This is a genomic window from Myxococcus sp. AB036A (assembly GCF_006547355.1).
Lineage (GTDB): Bacteria > Myxococcota > Myxococcia > Myxococcales > Myxococcaceae > Myxococcus > Myxococcus virescens.
The window spans coordinates 1-17,027 of sequence record NZ_VHLC01000147.1 but is presented as its reverse complement, the minus strand read 5'-3'; the positions used below and the strand labels follow the sequence as shown (position 1 = coordinate 17,027).

The following is a 17,027-nucleotide window of genomic DNA, read 5'->3' as shown; positions in this document are numbered from 1 at the left end:
GTTGAGGGGGAGGGAGGGTGCAGAGGGGCCGAGGAGGGCCGCTGACGGGGCCGCCCGAGCGATGCTCCCGGCCGGTGGACAGGCCGCTTGAGCCCCCTTGGGGCACACGCCTGCCCAGGCCGCGCTCCCATCATGGCCGCTGCCTCAAGCCCCGCGCTCGCCTCCTGCGCACCTGCTTGAGGGAGCGTTTCGGCTTTCAACCTTGTGCTCCCGGGCGGGGAGCTCGCCCCCGCGGAGGGCTGCTCTCCGCTGGCGCCCGCGCGGGGATGCGTGAAGCAGGTCCACGTCTGCGCTGGGGACTTCTCAGGTCTCCGGGCGATTCGAGACGATGGCCGGACGCGTCGCCGTCCTCCATCCGGACCCGGTGACTGCACGCGCAGGAGTTGGCGAGGTGGCGCGAGAGCTCCGGGAGTGGGGGAACCATGAGGCCCCGTTCCGTTGCGCCTTCGCGCTTCTCTCCGCAGCGGAGGGCCTCGAGCGCTCCGCCGAAGACGAGGCCCTCCACGGCGCCGGGTCCACCGCTGCGGACCTGTCGCCCCGTCTACGCCAATGCCTGCACGCAAACGCCCTTTGTCGCCTGTAGGGATGCCGGCAGCGGAAGGCCCAAGGAGGTCATCGTCGAGCGACGCTTCTTGGCCGCGCGGCCCCGGCGCCGGGGCCCCTCCCTCCGGGGCCCCTCACCCGGTCCTGCGCACCGGGGCCTCGGCGAGGAAGTTCTCCGCCGAGTCGTCCAGCTCGTCCATCCACTTGCGACGGTGCGGCGTGGCGCGGGTGCCGGTGACGATCGACGTGAAGGTGCGGTCGCGGTAGCCGAGGATGTCCTCCTGCTTGTCGCGCAGCCACTGCTTCAGCAGCTCCGCGACCTTCTCCACGCTGAAGCCCGGGTAGTCGGTACGGCCGAGCAAGTCCCGGATGTAGTCGGTTTGGAAGTCCACCGCCCCGAACGAATCCTGGATCCCCTCCTCACGCTCGACCCACGCCGCGATGTCCGCCTCGCGCTCCTCGGCGGACGGCAGCGCGGTGCGCCCCATGATCACGTCGCGCACCAGCCATGCCTGGGCGTCGAACATGTTGAAGGTGTAGTACTGGTCCTGCATCCCCAGGTAGGCGAGCTCCGGCTGGCCTTGCCAGAACACGCCCTTGTAGAGCCCCGGCGGGTAGAGCCGGTTGTGGCTCTCCAGGCGCAGCGCATTGGGAAGGAAGCGGTACTTGTGCTGGTAACCCGTGCACAGGATGACCGCATCGAGCGTCGCGGAGGTCCCATCCGCGAAGTGCGCGCGGTTCCCCTCGAACCGCTTCACCAGTGGTACCTCCTTCATGCCCTTGGGCCACCTGAAGCCCATGGGGGCGGACCGGTAGCTGATGGTCACCGACTTCACGCCCAGCTTGTGGCACTGCACGCCGATGTCCTCGGCGGAGTAGCTGCTCCCGATCAGCAGGAGATCCTTTCCCGCGAACTCCTCGGCGCCGCGGAAGTCGTGCGCGTGCAGCACGCGACCGGGGAAGGAGTCGATGCCCTCGAAGAAGGGCACGTTTGGCGTGGAGAAGTGGCCGGTTGCATTCACCACCCAGTCGAACGACTCCTCGCGGACCTCGCGCCTGGCGAGGTCGTCGACCACCACGGTGAACTTCCGGGACTCCTCGGACCAGGAGAGCCAACGAACGATGGTGTTGAACTGGATGTACTTGCGGACGTCGCACTTCTCCACCCGCCCGCGGATGTAGTCGTAGAGCACCTCGCGCGGCGGATAGGACGAGATCGGCCGGCCGAAGTGCTCGTCGAAGGAGTAGTCGGCGAACTCGAGCGCCTCCTTCGGACCGTTCGACCACAGGTGCCGGTACATGCTGCCGTGCACCGGCTCGCCGTAGCGTCCCAGGCCGGTCCTCCACGTGTAGTTCCAGAGCCCGCCCCAATCCTCCTGCTTCTCGAAGCAGACGATTTCCGGGATCTCCGCTCCCTTGCGGGCAGCGGATTCAAACGCACGCAACTGGGCCAGGCCGCTGGGGCCAGCTCCGATGATCGCGACACGAAGAGCCATCTGGACACACCTCGAGCAGGGGAGCTGCCCGGCGCACCTGGGCGCCGGCGACCGTCCCGCAGGTTCATGCACGTGGGCGCACGCGCCCCATGCACCGGAGTCCGTGGACTCCGGGTGGATGGAATGCCGAGCGGCGCAGAGGCCGGGGCAAGGAACGTCGGACGCGAGCGAGGGCGCCATCGACGCAGGAGCGTTTCGCATACCTGAGCGCGCGAGAACGGCTTCCTATGGGGTCAAACCTTCACCAGACTTGACCGTGGATGTCAACGCTCGAGCTGCCTTGCGCCCTGACAGCGTCCGCTCGTCCGCCCGCTCGCCCTGCAAGCGCACTCTTGGTGTCTCGACCGTCGACCGCAGGGATGCGCCATCGCTCAGCCAGCGCACCGACGCCTTGGGGACGGCGTCACCACAGCGAGAGCTCGGTCAGACTCAGCGGCAGCCCGCCGTTGTCGGTCTTGCTGCGCAGGCGGATGTAGCGGGCGCTGGTCGCGGGGATGAACGATCCGACGATGCCGTCCATTCCGACGCCTGCCCAGGACTCGCCGTCGACCGAGATCTCGGCGACCACATCGGCGGTGATGCCGCGCACCACCAGCAGCGATGCAGGGCGAGCTGCGTCGAGGTCGACCGTCAACACGCGATCGGCTCGCGCGGATCCACAACCCTGGCCCAGGTCATCCGGCACGCAGCCGGTGTCCACGGGCGGCTGGAACCTGGTCACGAAGTCGCCGTCGGTCAGGGCGCACGCGGTGATGGCCACCGGCACACCGCTCCTGCGCGCCTGCTTGAGGGACCAGAAATGGCAGCAGTCTGACGCCTGGAGCGAAGACGCCGTGGAACCTCGTGAGGTTTGCCCGAGGCGGAGGTACCAGGGACGCTACACGCCGTAACAGTTCCTACCCGGTGAAGAGCAGGTACGTGATGCCGTCCGGCAGCGGGCGCTTCATCCGATAGGCGATGCGGCCGTCCTCCGCTCGTGACAGCCGCTCCAGCGCCAGCGCACCGCGCGCCCCGTAGCGGCATCGCCGTTCCAGTCCCTGCCTGTCGTTGGCATGCAGGCCCTTGCGTGGGCGGCGGCAACGCCTCAAAGCGCACGCCGCCCTCCCCCGGCACGAAGACGCCTTCCGGCACCAGCGCAAGGTAGTGAGGCGTTACTTGCAAGGCCGAGCCGATAAATTGCGTTCTTCGTGGATTCGAGCGCTACCGCACCCAGCCCACGAAGCCCTGAAGCTCTGGTCCCATCTGCGATGCCGTCACGTCGAGCCGGATGCTGGAAGCGGAGAGCGCGGTCAGGGTGGGGCTGTTCTCCAACTGGACGCGTTCCATCACCAGGAGCGAATCGAAGGTGTCCGGCCAGCACACCTCGCTTGCCTGGGAGCGCAGCAGGACCGTCGCGGCGAGGACGTGTGCGTCGTCGGGTGAAAACGCGAGGACCATGAGTCCACCCAGTCCCGTTCTCGGCTCGATGCCCGGTCGCGACGCGTCGAAGTTCGCCTGGAAGAGCGCTGGCGCGGGCACACGGTCGAATGCGCAGGAGCGAGGCTGTCCTGAGTAGGTCGTGAGATAGGCCACGGGTTGGTGCTGCATCCAGGCCACGTGGCGCAGGAGTCGGGTGTCGACCTCGGAAGGGGCATCCACCTTCCTTCCATCCAGCAATGCGGTGGGAGCCCCGGCTTCCGGTGTCGCTGGCAGCAGGAGCGTATGCACCCCGTCGGAGGAAACCGCACCGCGCGCGTGCGTGTCTCGTATGCCTCTTCCTGGCTCGAATTCGAAGAAGCGGCCGTCCTTCCCGACCTCGGCGGTTGCCTCACAGGAGAGCAGCGAGAAGGAGACGGTCCCCTGTGCGCTCCACCCTCGGGGGGTGAGCATCCCGTGCGTTGGACTCTCGAAGAGCCGCTCCACCTTGCCTGAACCCACGTCCACCGTGTGGACCTCCGCGAGCGGGCAGGGCCGCGACTCCGGACCGGTTCGCGCGAAGGACTCCAGGGAGAATGCGATCCGGGCGCCATCCGAGGACCAGAGGATGGGGCCCGCGCGGAACGGCCCCGGAGTCAGCGCGTGCTCGCGAAGGTCCAGCAGCATGCGTCGACCCGAGCCATCCGAATTGACGATCCACAGGAGGGCCCATCGGCCCGGGGATTCGTGCTCCTGCGCTTCCGGGCGTTCGACATAGGCCACCTGGCGCCCATCGGGAGAGATGGCGACGCCGCTCCACCCCAGCCCGTTTCCGTAGGGGCGGGTGGCCACCACCCGCCCGGTCCGTGTCAGTGCGTACTCGCTGTCCCCAGCAGGGGTGCGGACCCACAAGTCCTGTTTGCGGACCTGAAGCAGCCAGGGCCCTCCGCCCATGCGCCTGGCGGGCGAGGCTTCCTGTCCGGGGAGGGCTTCATGGGTTCGCCCGTCGGTGAGAAGGGATGGGCTCCGGCATCCTCCAGCGAGGAGCAGGAGCAATGCGGCTGTTCTCAACCCCCTTCGCACCTTTGATTCCAGTCTCACCGACGGCCTCGCTGACCAGGGGGAATAGGAGCCTCCGGTGGACATCGGACTTGGACCGATTTCCACCAGCGACCTGGTACCCTCCACGGAGGTGGTGATGATCCCAATGCTCAGCGGCTGCAAGACCACCGTCACGGTCAAGTTGGCGCTCGCGCCCAATGCCCCCAAATCACAGCCTACCGCCGAACCGTTGCGTTGGCAGCCTCCCTGCGAGGACGTCACAGCGACGAAGGTCACGCCGTCGGGTAGGATCTGTGAGAGGAAAACCTGACCTTCGGGACTGGTTCCGCCATTTGTCACGGTGAGCGTCAGCGTGAGGTTGGAGCCCACTTGTGCTGTCGATGGCGAGGCGGAAATCGTCGCTGACAAGTCGGTCGCGCGCATAAGAGGAATGGGGGCCCTGTTGAGGGGGAGGGAGGGTGGCGAACACGTCGAAGTCGAACGTCCTCCTGAGCAACTCGGCGAAAGTCCACTCGCGGTGTCCTCTCCTTCACCCGCTCCTTCCCGGCCGCTGCCTCAAGCCCCGCGCTCGCCTCCCGCGCACCTGCTTGAGGGACGCTCGCGATTCACGGGCGTCCGCCGCTCGTGCGGCCCGATGAACCACTGGGCCTGGGTCTCCACATCGGACCAGGTCGCGAAGACTCGGGCTGGATTGGCTCGCGGCAATGTGGCCGTGGTCAGCGCGCCAGGTCGGGGCAGCACGTTCTGGTTCACCCCGCCGGGAGCCGTCGGCGGGGGCGCCGGCGCGAGGCGCGAGACGAAGAGGCCCGGTGGTGTCGGAGCAGGACGCCGCGACACCCCGGGGTGCGCCGCGAAGGCTGGCGTCAGAGGGACGCGCCGCCCCAGTCTCTCATCTCCTCACGCCGAATCCGGGAGGCCTCTCGGACCAGGTCCTTGCAGGACATGCCGAGATCCTTTTCGGTGATGTTCCTGGCCACCTGCGGGAGGATGTTCTTCTCCTCGTCCGCGATGTATCGCTTGACCACCTTCTCCAGCGCGCCGACCTTGGCCTTCACCGCGTTCATGTCGTCGCGCATCCGCACGATGTCACCCAGGAGCTTCGTCATCTCCTGGTGCTCCTACTCCGCGTGGTCGATTTTCTCGTCGCCCACCACCCGCGAGGCCTTCGGGGAGACCCAGCGCGCCTCGATGGTGGAGTGCAGCATGAGCGCCTCCGCGAGTTGAATTCACAGTTCCCTGCGGCTCGTGTCGTCCGAGGCGTTGCGGAACGCCAGGAACAGCGCGTCGACTTCGCGGCGCTGCTGAATCAACAGGTCGATGACGTCCACGGGTGCGCTCCTTTCAATGGGATCGCTCCCCAACGGTCCGATGCGCCCCTGCCGCGGCAATCGCGCGCCTCGCCGTGCAAGCTCCCTCGCCCCGTCCCGTGCGAGGAGGAGGCAGGGGAGCGCTTCCGCTGGGCCGCGGCGGGGGGCTCAAAGAGCCACAGGGCCCGCCGCCGAATTCTCAAGAACCGACGAAACTTTCGCAGCAGCCTCAGGAAAATGACGGAAGTTCCTCGATGCGAATGCCCATCCCCCGGGCAGGAGCCTTCCATGTCGTGGTCCACGTCCTCGCATCCCGCTGGGGGCCTCAGTCCATGGTGCTGAACCCGCATGCGTCCAGAGGACGAAGGCCGTTGCTGAAGCTTGAGGAGGGCGTGTCGGGGCGGCATGCCTCGCACTCCCGCGCGAACGGGCGACGCGCTTCATGACGCCCCTCGCGCTCCCACCCCAACCCCAGTGAACCGGCGGTGCCCGCGTCACTCCGTGAGGAGCAGGAGGACGCGGACGCCCGCCCCAACCAGGACATCCCATGGCAATCGGCGGAATCATCGGTGGCACGGCGGATGCCGCTCGACGCGCGGCGGAAGCGGCGAAGCGCGCGGCGGAGGCGGCCGCGAAGAAGGCCGCGGAGGCAGCCGCGAAGAAGACCGCGGAGGCGGCGGCGACGGCGACGAAGACCACGGAGCAGATTGAGTCGGTCGCCAAGAAGCACACGCAGGACGTCTTCGAGCGACACGAGGCGCCGGGCGACAGCGGGCGCGACGTGAAGCAGAAGGACCGCGAGACGGTGGGCGACTTCTTCGAGGACCTGAGGACCAAGGCGGGCGACGCGCTCAAGGACACGGCCCAGAAGGTGGGCGAGGAGCTGGGCAAGGCGACGGACGTCTTGGCCAACGGGCTGGACCAGTTGGGGCAGGCCATCCAGGACGCGCCGGCGCAGAATCCGGTGCAGGACTTCGCCCAGGACCTCGCCGGGGGCATCCTCCAGGGCGCGGCCGGCGTGGTGCGCGACTCGGCGAAGACCGTGGGCGCGGCCAAGGACGCGCTCAACTTCAACACGCAGGTGGAACAGCTCAAGCCGGGCGAGAGCATCTCCGTGGGCCTCAATGCCGAGGTGGATGTCTACGCCGTCGGCATCACCGGCAAGGGTGACCTGACCGTCAGCCGTAGCGCCGAAGAGGGCGGGGGCTACACCGTCTCCGCCAGCGGAGATGTGGGTGCGGGCATCATCGGGAAGATGGGCGGCAAGGGGGCGGCGGACGCGAGCGCCAGCGTGTTCGGTACCGCGGGCGGCACGGTGGAGTACAAGTTCGACACCCTGGAGGAGGCCCAGCGCGCCGCTGGCATCATCGCGGCCAACGCCGCCGTGTCGGGCGCCTCGGGGCAGAACCCCCTGCTGGGCCTGGGGTTGAACGTCGTGCTGGGCGACCCGCGGTCGGAGCTGGCGGGCCTGCGCGACAATGTGAGCGCGGTGGAGTTCGAGCTGGGCGCGGAGGGGAACCTCGCGGGCGACCTGGGCATGAAGGGCCTGCAGGACGTGCTCAGCGCGGGCGCGAGCGCGGGCGTGGACATCAACCAGTCCACCACGGCGCGCATCGAGATGGAGGGGGGCAAGCCGACGTCGCTGACGCTCACCCAGTCGCAGGAGGTTTCGGCCGACGCGGGCGCGAGCGTGGGCCTGGGGGTTCCGAGCCAGGGCAAGGGCGGCCCCAGCGCATCGCTGCCGACGAGTGCCTCGGCCGGAGTCGAGGGGGCGCTCAAGGTGGAGCTGGAGCAGAGCATCGACCTGTCGGGGAACTTCAACCTGGACGACTTCCTGAGGGACCCGAAGAGCACCGCGCAAGAGCTGGGCCAGTCGAGCGAGGTGAAGGTGACGCTCACCGACTCGCGCCAGGGCTCCGCGCAGGCGCTCGGCCTGGGCGGGAGCATGGGCCGCGAGGTGAATGTGGAAATCAGCGGCAACCTCGAGGACATCGCGAACAGCGGGGCGTTCACCAGCATCGCCAACGGCGACGTGGGGCAGGCGGTGACGCAGCTTGGCGGCAAGGTCGACATCAAGGCCACCGTGCAGGACAAGACCACGGTGAAGGGTGACATCGGCGTCGGGGTCCACGCCGGCGTGGTCGGCGCCGAGGCGGGGGTCACCACCGAGCGCACCACGGTGGGCGAGGAGCACGAGCTCACCGCCGCGCAGCTCGTGGAGCTGTACCTCACGCAGCGCTGGTCCGCCGGAGTCGCCAGCTGAGACCGGTCCGCGGCGAGGGCTGCTCGCGCCATGCGGTGCGCTCAGCCCTCGCCCTTGTCTCCGGACTCGTACTTCTTGCGCTTGCACCCCAGTGTGGGCGCGTCGATGCCGAGCTCCCTGGCGGCCTCGTCCGGCGTGGGGGCGGAGGCCATGACGCGCAGCGTGTGCTCGCGCTCCACCTCCTCCAGCGTGTGCGGCCCGCCCAGCGCCACCACCGAGCCCGCCGCAGCGGCGATGCGGTCCGGGAACGCCTGCGGCTCCAACACCTCCGCCGGCCACACGATGAGCGCCCGCTCCACCGCGTTGCGCAGCTCCCGCACGTTGCCCGGCCATGGATGTTGCGCCAGCAGCAACTTCTCCGTCGCGGGTGACACCTCCGGCGTCACCTCGGCCGCTGCGCCGTCCTTGCGAAGAAAACGCCACGAAGCACCGCGCCAGCTCCACCTCGCCAGGGCACACGCTACCGTCAGGCTCCCACGGGCTTCTCGTGAGCCCTGCGAGACTGGGGAATTCGGGCCGCTCGCGTCCGTGAGCGGGTTGCCCCTGGTGGGCCGCATGTGCCCCCAGTGTGCCCCTCCAGCGGGGCTGAGAACGGGACAAGACGGGGCGAGACAGGCTCGGGCGGCACAACGAACCGACGTGAGTTCAAGGTGATAGCGGGTAACAGCGCGTCCTGCCTGGGGTTTGCTATTGCACTACCCCCGGGTTCAAGTCCCGTACTCTCCAAGCCCGGCGCGCGGCTGTTACCCGGCAACCAACCTGGAAGGCCCTCTTCCGCTCCACGCCTCTAGGTCGAGAGGGTTGCTGGTAACCTTGGAGAAGCCGAAGAGCCCGCCAGCTTCAGGAGACCCGATGAACGGAGCGAATGACGGACGTTCCCCGCCCTCTTCCCGTGAATCCGAGCCCGACGACGAGCGCAGTGACTCGAGTCCTGAGCCCCGGCGGCCTCCGATTTATGTCCTGGAAGGCAACACCCTGCACACGCGGCTGACGCGTGAGTTGGGGGTGAACTATCCGTTCGTCAGCGACGGCATGGCCTTCGTGTCGCTGCCGCCGCTGGTCATCGCCGTGTCGGAAGCCGGCGGCGTGGGCATGCTCGGCGCCGCGCCGGAACCGGCGGACGTCCTGGATGTCCGGCTCCAGACCATCCAGGCAGGCACGCGGCGCCCCTTCGGCGTGAACTTCCTCATGGCCCAGCGGGAGGGCCGGCATTCCACCACGCGCGAGCACATCGAGGTGTGCATCGCCCGGCGCGTGCCCGTCGTCTCCTTCCACGGCGCCCTGCCTCCCTCGGAGTGGGTCGCGGCGCTGCGGGCCGCGGGCGTCCGGGTCTGGGGCCAGGCACCTTCGGGAGACATGGCGCGGCAGGCCCTGTCGCTCGGCGTGGACGGGCTCATCGCCCAGGGCCGGCAGGCGTCCGGCCTCAACCAGAGCACCACGCCCACCCTGGCGCTGGTGCGTGAGCTGCGCACGCTGACGGACTCGGTGCCGGTGCTGGCCGCGGGCGGCATCGCCGACGGGCTCAGCGCGGCGCGCGCCCTCTTCCATGGCGCGGACGGCGTCTGGGTGGGCACGCGCATGGTGGCCTCCGTGGAAGCGCATGCCCACCCGGCCTACAAGCAGCGCATCGTCGATGGGGACGCGGGAGACACGGACGTCACCACCGTCTTCGGACGGGAGTGGCCGGGTCATCGCATGCGCGTGCTGCGCAACCGCGTGGTGCGCGAGTGGACGGGACGTGAGGGCCGCGTGCCCATGCCCATGGCGACACCAGAGCGCGTCGGCACCACCCGGCTGTTCCCCGGCACCCCAGGCGGCGGCCCCCTTGTCGACGTGCCGCAGCACAGCGCCTTCGTGCCCACCCCGGACACTGAAGGAGACCTGGAAGAGATGGCCATGCCGGCCAGCGGCGCCAGCATGGCGCGCATCGAGAGCGTGCTGCCCGCTGGCCAAATCGTGGTGGAGCTGATGGAGCGAGCGCGCCGGGTGCTCGCCGATCCGCATGGCCTGGACGCCGACGCGGATGAGGACGGCCGGGGCTGAATTGGAGTAGAGCGCCCTCATGGGTGCAAGGTGGCGTCGAGCGGCACAGGTCGGGTGGCTGGCTTTCGCGCTGTGCGGTGCCGCCGCGGTGGTGCGCGCCTCCACGGCCGAGCTGCCGCCGCGCGAACGCACCCTGAGCGCGGCCGAGCGCAAGCTGGTGGGCCGCGCCGCCGCGAGCCAGGAGCCGGAGTGGCGTCGCAAGTCGCGCCAGTCCTTCCCCGGCGACCGCTGGTCCCAGGACGATGACTTCGGCGCGTCCGAGCGCCAGTGGGCGCTGGACGAGGCCCGCCGCCGCCGCGTGCCGGTGACGGACGTCCTGGGCGCCATCGACGAGGAGCTGCACGGCCAGCCCGTGCTGCCCCCGCGCAAGGCCACCGCCAGCCCTTGCAAGCCCCGCCCCTTCTACGACTGAGTTCCGGCGCCCCCCGCCCATGATGCCTTCTCCCCGCAGGCTGCTCCGCTTCGCCCACCGCGCCGCCACCCTCACCAGCGTGCGGCTGGCCCTGTTCGCCGCGCTGGCGCTGGCCGCCGCCTGGCGTCCGCTGCAGCAGGCCGGAGGCATGAACGACTTCCGCGACGCGCACCTGCTGCACTCGTATGAGGACGCGGGAACGCGCACGGTGACGCACTACGGGCAGCTCCCGTTGTGGAACCCGTGGGCCTGCGGCGGACAGTACGCACTGGGCAGTCCGCAGACGCGCGTGGCGTCTCCCACGCTGCTCGTGTCCGCGCTCATGGGCGCTCGGCCGGCGGAGCCGCTGCTGCTCTGGGCCTTCCTCGTGCTCGGCATGGAGGGCTTCTTCCACTACGCGCGGCGGCGCGTGGGCTCCGCGCTGGGGGCGCTCGGCGCGGCGCCGCTGTTCGGCCTGGCGGGCTTCACGGCGCTCTCGTGGTCCATTGGCTGGCTCAACTTCGCGGGCTTCCTGCTGCTGCCCTGGCTGCTGTGGGGCACGCGCCGCGCGGCGGAGGGCCATCTTCGAGGCGCCGCGGTGGTGGCCGGCACCTTCGCGGTGCTGCTGGGCTTCGGCGGCACGTATCCCGTGCCCATGGGCGCGCTCTTCGTCGCGCTGGAGGCCGGGCGCACGCTGTACGGGCTGCGCGGGACGCCGCGGCGCAAGTCCGCGCTGTGGGCCCTGGGCGCCACCGCCGTGTTCACCCTGGGCGCCTGCGCGTTCCGGCTGTGGCCGTTGGTGGAGACCATGCGCTCTGCGCCACGCATCATGGCGGGCACGCCGGGCAACTCCGCGGAGGAGCTGGCGCGCATGCTGCTCCAGATGCCGGCGAGCTCCGGCTACAGCGACCCGGGCAACTTCTTCCTCGCGCCCGCGGTGCTTGCGCTGATTCCGCTGGCCGCGTGGGCCTGGCGCCGCGCGCTGTACCCGGCGGTGCTGGCGGCGCTGTGCGTGTGGATGGCGGCGGGCTACGCCGCGGTGCCCTCGCTGTTCGGCGCGCTGCGGCTGCTGCCCGTCTTCGGAACGCTGCGCTATCCGGAGCGCTTCCTCGTGCCCGCGGGGCTCTTCCTGGCGGAGCTGGTGGCGCTGGGGCTCGCCGTGCTGCTGGTGCGCGTGTGGCGCGTGCCGGCCGCGCGCACGGCGACGTCCTGGTGGCCCACCGCCGCGGTGGTGGCCTGCGTCGTCCTCGCCGTGGGCTGGGGCTTCCAGGTGCGCGCCTTCGACCGGCTCAGCCGCTGGTCGCAGATGGTGCCCGCGCCCGGCCCCATTACCGAGGAGACGGAGCGCCCCTTCGCCCAGGCCCGCGGCAACCGCTGGGCACAGGGTTACTTCCTGGCGCTCAACCGGGGCTCCATCGCCTGTGGCGAAGCGTGGCCTGTACCCATGTCCGAGCGCCTGCGGGGCGACCTGCCCCAGGAGGAGTACCTGGAGGACGCCACCGCGGGCACCGCGCGCCGCGTGGAGTGGACCCCCAACCGCGTCACGGTGGACGTGACGGCGACGCGTCCCACGGTGCTGCTGGTGAACCAGAACTGGCACCCGGGCTGGAAGTCCTCGGAGGGCGAGGTGGTGTCCCAGGACGGACTCCTCGGCGTGCGCGTGGCGGAAGGGACACACCGCGTGGTGCTGCGCTTCCTGCCGCGCTCCGGGTTGGGCGGAGCGCTGGTCTCCGCGCTCGCATGGCTGGGCCTGGGCTTCGTGGCCTGGCGGCTGCGCGGGCGACTGGGGCCCGCGGCCGTCGGCGTGGCGTGTGTGCCGCTGGTGGCCTGGGGCGTGCTGCTGGCGACGTCACCTGAGCCGCTGGCGCGCGCGGTGCCCCTCAACGCGGATGGCTCGCCGATACGCGTGGCGGCGCTGCCGCCCACCGCGAAGCCCGTGGACGCGCGGTTCGACGTGCCGGTGGAGCTGGTGGGCGCGGAGATACCGTCGGCACCGGACGCGGAAGGGCTGCTCCACCTGGTGCTCTACTGGCGCGTCACCGGGCCGGTGCCTCGCTCCGCGGGCATCTTCGTCCACTTCCCTGGCCCGCCGGGCAGCAAGCGGAAGAACGCGGACCACCCGGTGCTGGGCGGCACCTACTTCTTCGCCGAGGCGCCCCGGGACACGCTCCTGCGGGACGCCTTCTCGGTGTCCACGAAGGACTGGGACGCGGGCGAGCGGAAGGTCCTGGTGGGCCTGTGGCACGCCGGGGGTGATGGCTCACGCATCGGCGGACGGGGCACGGACGGCAAGCCGCTGACGTCGTCCCATGTCGAGGTGGGCACACTCGTGGTGCCGCCCAAGGCACAGTCCGAGGAAAAGCCCTGAGTCCATCGGACAGCGGGCGGCGGGGACGCATGACGCGGCGCGATGATGGCGTTATGAAGCCCGCATGCGAATCCTGCACACCATGCTCCGCGTCGGTGACCTCGAGCGCTCGCTCGACTTCTACACCCGGGTCATCGGCATGAAGTTGCTGCGCCGTCACGATTACCCCGACGGCAAGTTCACCCTGGCCTTCGTGGGCTTCGGCCCCGAGGACACCCACCCCGCCCTGGAGCTCACGTACAACTGGGGCGTCGAGAAGTACGAGCTCGGCACGGCCTACGGCCACGTTGCCCTGGGCGTCAGTGACATCCACGGCACCTGCGAGGCCATCCGGAAGGCCGGTGGCAAGGTGGTCCGCGAGCCCGGCCCCATGAAGCACGGCACCACCGTCATCGCCTTCGTCGAGGACCCGGACGGCTACAAGGTGGAACTCATCCAGAAGGACCGCTGAGCCCACTGCCGCCACAGGCCCGAAGCGCACGCAACGCCTGCACACCCGGCCCGGGCCCGTTAGTGTGGCCCCGTGAGCTCCGCCCCCCTCTTCGTCCCCGACCACATCCCACCCGACCGGCCCCGCGAGGGCGCCCTGCTCTTCCTCGCCCGGGGCATGGACGTGCTCGTCCAGGAGCATGCGGACGGCGTCGCCATTCCCACCGGCGCGGCCTTCCCGGAGCTCGCCGCCGCCGCGCACTTCCTGGGAGCGCTGGACGGCGTGGACTGCTACGCGGCGGGGTTCACCCAGGACTTCGTCCCGCCGGAAGGCTACAAGGCCGTCGCCGCCCGCTCGCTCTACAAGCGCGTGGATGACGCCCGCTTCGCCGTGGCCGGGCGCGCGCTCGCGATTGTCGAGTGGGACCTCACCCACCGCTTCTGCGGCCGATGCGGCGAACCCACCCATCTGGTTCCGGGGGAGCGCGCCCGCCGCTGCCCGGTGGACAAGACGCCCTTCTATCCCCGCATCGCCCCCGCCATCATCGTCCTCATCACCCGCGGCGACACGATGCTGCTGGCGCACAACGCCCAGTTTCCAGAGCCCATGTTCAGCACGCTCGCCGGCTTCGCGGAGCCGGGCGAGTCACTGGAGGAGTGCGTGGCGCGCGAGGTGAAGGAGGAAGTCGGCATCGACGTGAAGAACATCCGCTACTTCGGCTCCCAGCCGTGGCCCTTCGGCCGCTCGCTGATGGTGGGCTTCACCGCCGAGTACGCGGGCGGCGACATCACCGTGGACCAGAAGGAAATCTCCGAGGCCCACTGGTTCAGCCCGGACAACCTGCCGCGCATCCCCCCGAAGCTCAGCATCGCCCGGCAGCTCATCGACACCTTCATCGAGCGCGTGAAGGGCCCCGCCGCCCCTTGACCCCTCCCCAGGCGAGGCAACAGGCCGCGCTTGACCTGGCGCGGCAGGTTGGGGTTGAAGCACGCCTCCCCCGAATCAGCGAAGAAGCCATGCCCGCAGCGCGCCCACACATCGAGCCCCGACGCGTCCCCACCGCGGACTCCGTGGTGGTGAAGGAAATCTACCTCAGCGTCCAGGGGGAGTCCTCCCACGCCGGGCTGCTGTGCGCCTTCATCCGCCTCACGGGCTGCCACCTGCGCTGCACCTACTGCGACAGCGAGTTCGCCTTCCACGGCGGCGCGCGCCGGAAAATCGCGGACATCGTCAGCGAGGTGCGGGACCTGCGCACGCCCATGGTGGAGGTCACCGGCGGCGAGCCCCTGCTCCAGCCCGGCGTCTACCCGCTGATGGAGGCGCTGCTCGACGCTGGCTTCAAGGTGCTGCTGGAGACGAGCGGCGCCATCGACGTGCGGCTGGTGCCTCCGGCGGTGCACAAAATCGTCGACATGAAGACGCCCTCCTCGGGCGAGCACCTGCGCAACGACTACCGCAACTTCACGTCGATGAACGCCAACGACGAGCTGAAGTTCGTCATCGGCTCGCGCGAGGACTACGACTGGGCCAAGGCGCTCATCGCCGAGCACCAGCTGCTCCAGAAGCCCTACGGCAGCCTGTTCTCCACCGTGTTCGACAAGCTCCACCCGCGCGAGCTCGCCGAATGGGTCATCGAGGACAGGCTCGCCGTGCGCTTCCAGTTGCAGATGCACAAGTACATGTGGGACCCGAACGCGCGCGGCGTGTGAGCGCGGCGCGCCCGGCCCTCAAGGTCCGAAGCCCCAGAACACGACGGCCAGCCAGCTCGAGGCCAGCCCCAGGTTCACCCAGCCGAGCCCCGTGGTCACCCGCGCCAGGGTCCGTCCGCGCACGGCGCCCTCGCCCCGGGCAATGCGCCGCAGCTCCCGCAGGCCCAGCACCACGCCGGCCAGCCCCGCCACCAGTGTGGGCAGCGGCAACGCCAGCGAGCATGGCAGACACGCCAGCCCCGCCACGTTGAGCACCAGCGCCACCTGAATCACCCGCGACGGACGCGCCTCCCTGCGCAGCACCGCCACGCAGGGCGCGCAGTAGGGCATTTCGCCCGCCAGCTCCGTGCAGTCCCCGCACAGGAAGCCACCGCAGCGCGCGCACGTGGCCACCGCGGCCTCGTCCGGGTGGGTGGCGCAGACGGCGCCGACGGGTGTCCGCACGCGGCCTTCCACGCCGGGCGCCCCGCCGTCAGAAGCCCGTGGGCGGGGCGCGCGAGGCCAGCGCCGACAGGCTGTGCAGGCCCAGTCCCAGGAACACGGCGGCCAGCACGGTGCTGGCCATGAAGCCCGCGACGATGAGGCCCTTGCGCCGGTGCTCGAACTGGCTGAAGGCGTAGAAGAGCATGTAGCAGGGAATCAGCAGCACCATCACCCCCGTGCCCACACTCCGCCGGAAGGCGTGGACGAGCAGGGTAGCGGCGCAGCCCAGCGCGAGAGCGGCGAACAGGATGGCGAGCGGGAGCAGCGGCACGTCCACCCCCTTAACACGTTCCACGCTTTGCAGCGCTGGCGTGCACATATTAAGCACGCCCCGACGTCAACCAGCCGAGGTGCCTGCCGATGAACGCCGCCAAGACGCTGCTCAACTTCATCCTCGCGGGCGCCCTGCTGGGCTTCGTGGTCGCCTCCTGGTTGGGGCCCAACTACCTGGGCTGGTACAACGAGACGCCCTACGCCACCCAGACGATGTGCAACCTGCCCGAGGTCGTCCGTAAGACGTCCGCGGACCTGATTTCGTACCAGGTCATCGGCGGGGGCGTGGGCGCCGGCCTCTTCCTCATCCTGGGCGTGGTCGTCGTGCGCCGCTCACACCGGAAGGCCCGGGTGCAGGCCGGCCAGACGCCGCCCCCCACGGAGCCACGCGCCACCGCCTGACGCGCGGCCCGGCGGCGCTCAGGGCGCCTGGGACTCCGCCGCGTGGACGATGACGCCCGGCCCCTGGGCCAGGATGGCATCGCCCTCGCTGTCCTCCACGGTGACCATGATGGCGAAGGTCGTCGTCTCCGACACCTCGGGCGCCACCCACGTGGGGTTGCGCGCATTCGCGTCGCTGAAGGTGCCCGCGGGCTCCGCGGGGAGCTGCTGCCATTGGAAGGTCATGGAGTCCCCGTCCGGGTCTTCGACCTCGAAGACGAAGGACACCACGCCCCCCGGCCCGACGACCTGCGGCGAAGGCCGAGGCCCCGTGGAGACCTTGGGAGCGTGATTGGCCCGGCAGGACACAGCGAGCCCCAACAGCACCAGCGCCCCGAACACTTTCGAGTACGAGTGAGACATGAACCGGCCCCTTTGGATGGTGGCGCCAGAGTAACGCGCCTGCATCGGGAGAGGTATTGCCCCACTGGCGTGCCACCAGCGCTCAGGGGCGCCCCAGCATGCGCAGCTTCTCCGCGCGAGACAGCCGCTTGATGGCGGCCTCCCGCCGGAGCGCCGCGCCGCGGTCCCCCGCGGCCTCGCTCCACACCAGGGTGACGGGCAGCCGCGCCCGCGTGTACGCCGCCCCGCGCCCCCGGCCATGGGTGGCCAGCCGGCGCTCCAGGTCGTTGGTGGCGCCGGTGTACAGCGTGCCGTCACGGCACCGCAGGATGTAGACAGTCCACGAGGGCGATTCGTCCGGCACGGCGTGCCGCACTCTACCGCCCCCGCGGACCGCCGTCTCACCCCGCGCCGTGAGGCTGGGCGCCCTGGAGCCTGTCTCTTATATACATCTGACGCTGCCGACGAAGCTAGAAGTGGA

General features: G+C 70.1%; 18 protein-coding genes and 1 pseudogene. 8 read left to right on the top strand and 11 right to left on the bottom strand.

Annotation, left to right across the window (positions count from 1 at the left end; genetic code table 11):
• Positions 1-677 precede the first annotated feature (677 nt).
• The 6 genes and pseudogenes from FL344_RS35600 to FL344_RS39565 form a co-directional block, all read right to left on the bottom strand.
• Complete coding sequence (locus tag FL344_RS35600; protein ID WP_141621650.1) at positions 678-2,039, bottom strand: NAD(P)/FAD-dependent oxidoreductase; 1,362 nt, start codon at positions 2,037-2,039, stop codon at positions 678-680.
• Positions 2,040-2,442: 403 nt separating this feature from the next.
• Positions 2,443-2,799, bottom strand: coding sequence for a hypothetical protein (locus FL344_RS35595; protein WP_141621649.1), 357 nt, complete (start codon positions 2,797-2,799; stop codon positions 2,443-2,445).
• 136 nt (positions 2,800-2,935) lie between these two features.
• Positions 2,936-3,127: a transposase gene (locus FL344_RS40165; RefSeq protein ID WP_368667461.1), complete on the bottom strand. Its 192-nt coding sequence runs from the start codon at positions 3,125-3,127 to the stop codon at positions 2,936-2,938.
• A gap of 112 nt (positions 3,128-3,239) precedes the next feature.
• The gene (locus FL344_RS35580; protein WP_228565612.1) at positions 3,240-4,388 is read right to left on the bottom strand and encodes a hypothetical protein; all 1,149 of its coding nucleotides are present in this window, start codon (positions 4,386-4,388) and stop codon (positions 3,240-3,242) included.
• Positions 4,389-4,679: 291 nt separating this feature from the next.
• Positions 4,680-4,919: pseudogene (locus tag FL344_RS40160) on the bottom strand (hypothetical protein); the annotation flags it as partial.
• A gap of 440 nt (positions 4,920-5,359) precedes the next feature.
• A complete protein-coding gene (locus FL344_RS39565) occupies positions 5,360-5,602 on the bottom strand; it encodes a hypothetical protein (protein WP_228565611.1) in 243 nt (80 codons plus the stop codon).
• 748 nt (positions 5,603-6,350) lie between these two features.
• Between FL344_RS39565 and FL344_RS35570 the strand changes: the two genes are divergently transcribed.
• Positions 6,351-8,066: a hypothetical protein gene (locus tag FL344_RS35570; RefSeq protein ID WP_141621647.1), complete on the top strand. Its 1,716-nt coding sequence runs from the start codon at positions 6,351-6,353 to the stop codon at positions 8,064-8,066.
• 41 nt (positions 8,067-8,107) lie between these two features.
• Here FL344_RS35570 and FL344_RS35565 read toward each other — a convergent pair whose 3' ends face one another.
• Positions 8,108-8,440 carry a helix-turn-helix domain-containing protein gene (locus tag FL344_RS35565; protein WP_228565610.1) on the bottom strand — a complete coding sequence of 111 codons (333 nt, stop codon included), beginning with the start codon at positions 8,438-8,440 and terminating at the stop codon, positions 8,108-8,110.
• Between the two features lie 478 nt (positions 8,441-8,918).
• Here FL344_RS35565 and FL344_RS35560 point away from each other — a divergent pair, with 478 nt between their 5' ends.
• The 6 genes from FL344_RS35560 (at position 8,919) to FL344_RS35535 (ending at position 15,007) form a co-directional block, all read left to right on the top strand.
• Positions 8,919-10,109, top strand: coding sequence for a nitronate monooxygenase family protein (locus FL344_RS35560; RefSeq protein ID WP_141621646.1), 1,191 nt, complete (start codon positions 8,919-8,921; stop codon positions 10,107-10,109).
• Positions 10,110-10,128: 19 nt separating this feature from the next.
• On the top strand, positions 10,129-10,521 hold the full coding sequence (locus FL344_RS35555; RefSeq protein WP_141621645.1) for a hypothetical protein: 393 nt from the start codon (positions 10,129-10,131) through the stop codon (positions 10,519-10,521).
• 19 nt (positions 10,522-10,540) lie between these two features.
• The gene (locus FL344_RS35550; protein WP_141621644.1) at positions 10,541-12,868 is read left to right on the top strand and encodes a YfhO family protein; all 2,328 of its coding nucleotides are present in this window, start codon (positions 10,541-10,543) and stop codon (positions 12,866-12,868) included.
• Positions 12,869-12,932: 64 nt separating this feature from the next.
• On the top strand, positions 12,933-13,319 hold the full coding sequence (gene gloA, locus FL344_RS35545) for a lactoylglutathione lyase (protein ID WP_090486514.1): 387 nt from the start codon (positions 12,933-12,935) through the stop codon (positions 13,317-13,319).
• Positions 13,320-13,391: 72 nt separating this feature from the next.
• On the top strand, positions 13,392-14,225 hold the full coding sequence (gene nudC / locus FL344_RS35540; RefSeq protein WP_141621643.1) for an NAD(+) diphosphatase: 834 nt from the start codon (positions 13,392-13,394) through the stop codon (positions 14,223-14,225).
• A gap of 89 nt (positions 14,226-14,314) precedes the next feature.
• Positions 14,315-15,007 (top strand): radical SAM protein, encoded by a 693-nt coding sequence (locus tag FL344_RS35535; protein WP_090486520.1) that lies wholly within the window; start codon positions 14,315-14,317, stop codon positions 15,005-15,007.
• Between the two features lie 18 nt (positions 15,008-15,025).
• Here FL344_RS35535 and FL344_RS35530 read toward each other — a convergent pair whose 3' ends face one another.
• Both FL344_RS35530 and FL344_RS35525 read right to left on the bottom strand, forming a co-directional pair.
• A complete protein-coding gene (locus tag FL344_RS35530) occupies positions 15,026-15,451 on the bottom strand; it encodes a hypothetical protein (protein WP_228565609.1) in 426 nt (141 codons plus the stop codon).
• Positions 15,452-15,479: 28 nt separating this feature from the next.
• The gene (locus FL344_RS35525; protein ID WP_228558224.1) at positions 15,480-15,809 is read right to left on the bottom strand and encodes a hypothetical protein; all 330 of its coding nucleotides are present in this window, start codon (positions 15,807-15,809) and stop codon (positions 15,480-15,482) included.
• A gap of 41 nt (positions 15,810-15,850) precedes the next feature.
• Between FL344_RS35525 and FL344_RS35520 the strand changes: the two genes are divergently transcribed.
• Complete coding sequence (locus FL344_RS35520) at positions 15,851-16,165, top strand: hypothetical protein (RefSeq protein ID WP_011550608.1); 315 nt, start codon at positions 15,851-15,853, stop codon at positions 16,163-16,165.
• 18 nt (positions 16,166-16,183) lie between these two features.
• Here FL344_RS35520 and FL344_RS35515 read toward each other — a convergent pair whose 3' ends face one another.
• Both FL344_RS35515 and FL344_RS35510 read right to left on the bottom strand, forming a co-directional pair.
• A complete protein-coding gene (locus tag FL344_RS35515) occupies positions 16,184-16,567 on the bottom strand; it encodes a hypothetical protein (protein WP_228565608.1) in 384 nt (127 codons plus the stop codon).
• Positions 16,568-16,649: 82 nt separating this feature from the next.
• Entirely contained in the window at positions 16,650-16,922 is a 273-nt protein-coding gene (locus FL344_RS35510) for a GIY-YIG nuclease family protein (RefSeq protein WP_011550605.1), read from the bottom strand.
• Positions 16,923-17,027: the final 105 nt, after the last annotated feature.

Bases quoted from the DNA above. Each gene is read 5' to 3' on its own strand.
- FL344_RS35560 (WP_141621646.1), top strand. From the start codon at position 8,919: ATGAACGGAGCGAATGACGGACGTTCCCCGCCCTCTTCCCGTGAATCC.
- FL344_RS35600 (WP_141621650.1), bottom strand. From the start codon at position 2,039: ATGGCTCTTCGTGTCGCGATCATCGGAGCTGGCCCCAGCGGCCTGGCC.
- FL344_RS35555 (WP_141621645.1), top strand. From the start codon at position 10,129: ATGGGTGCAAGGTGGCGTCGAGCGGCACAGGTCGGGTGGCTGGCTTTC.
- FL344_RS35580 (WP_228565612.1), bottom strand. From the start codon at position 4,388: ATGGGCGGAGGGCCCTGGCTGCTTCAGGTCCGCAAACAGGACTTGTGG.
- FL344_RS35535 (WP_090486520.1), top strand. From the start codon at position 14,315: ATGCCCGCAGCGCGCCCACACATCGAGCCCCGACGCGTCCCCACCGCG.
- FL344_RS39565 (WP_228565611.1), bottom strand. From the start codon at position 5,602: ATGACGAAGCTCCTGGGTGACATCGTGCGGATGCGCGACGACATGAAC.
- FL344_RS35515 (WP_228565608.1), bottom strand. From the start codon at position 16,567: ATGTCTCACTCGTACTCGAAAGTGTTCGGGGCGCTGGTGCTGTTGGGG.
- FL344_RS35570 (WP_141621647.1), top strand. From the start codon at position 6,351: ATGGCAATCGGCGGAATCATCGGTGGCACGGCGGATGCCGCTCGACGC.
- FL344_RS35525 (WP_228558224.1), bottom strand. From the start codon at position 15,809: ATGTGCACGCCAGCGCTGCAAAGCGTGGAACGTGTTAAGGGGGTGGAC.
- FL344_RS35550 (WP_141621644.1), top strand. From the start codon at position 10,541: ATGATGCCTTCTCCCCGCAGGCTGCTCCGCTTCGCCCACCGCGCCGCC.
- gloA (WP_090486514.1), top strand. From the start codon at position 12,933: ATGCGAATCCTGCACACCATGCTCCGCGTCGGTGACCTCGAGCGCTCG.
- FL344_RS35520 (WP_011550608.1), top strand. From the start codon at position 15,851: ATGAACGCCGCCAAGACGCTGCTCAACTTCATCCTCGCGGGCGCCCTG.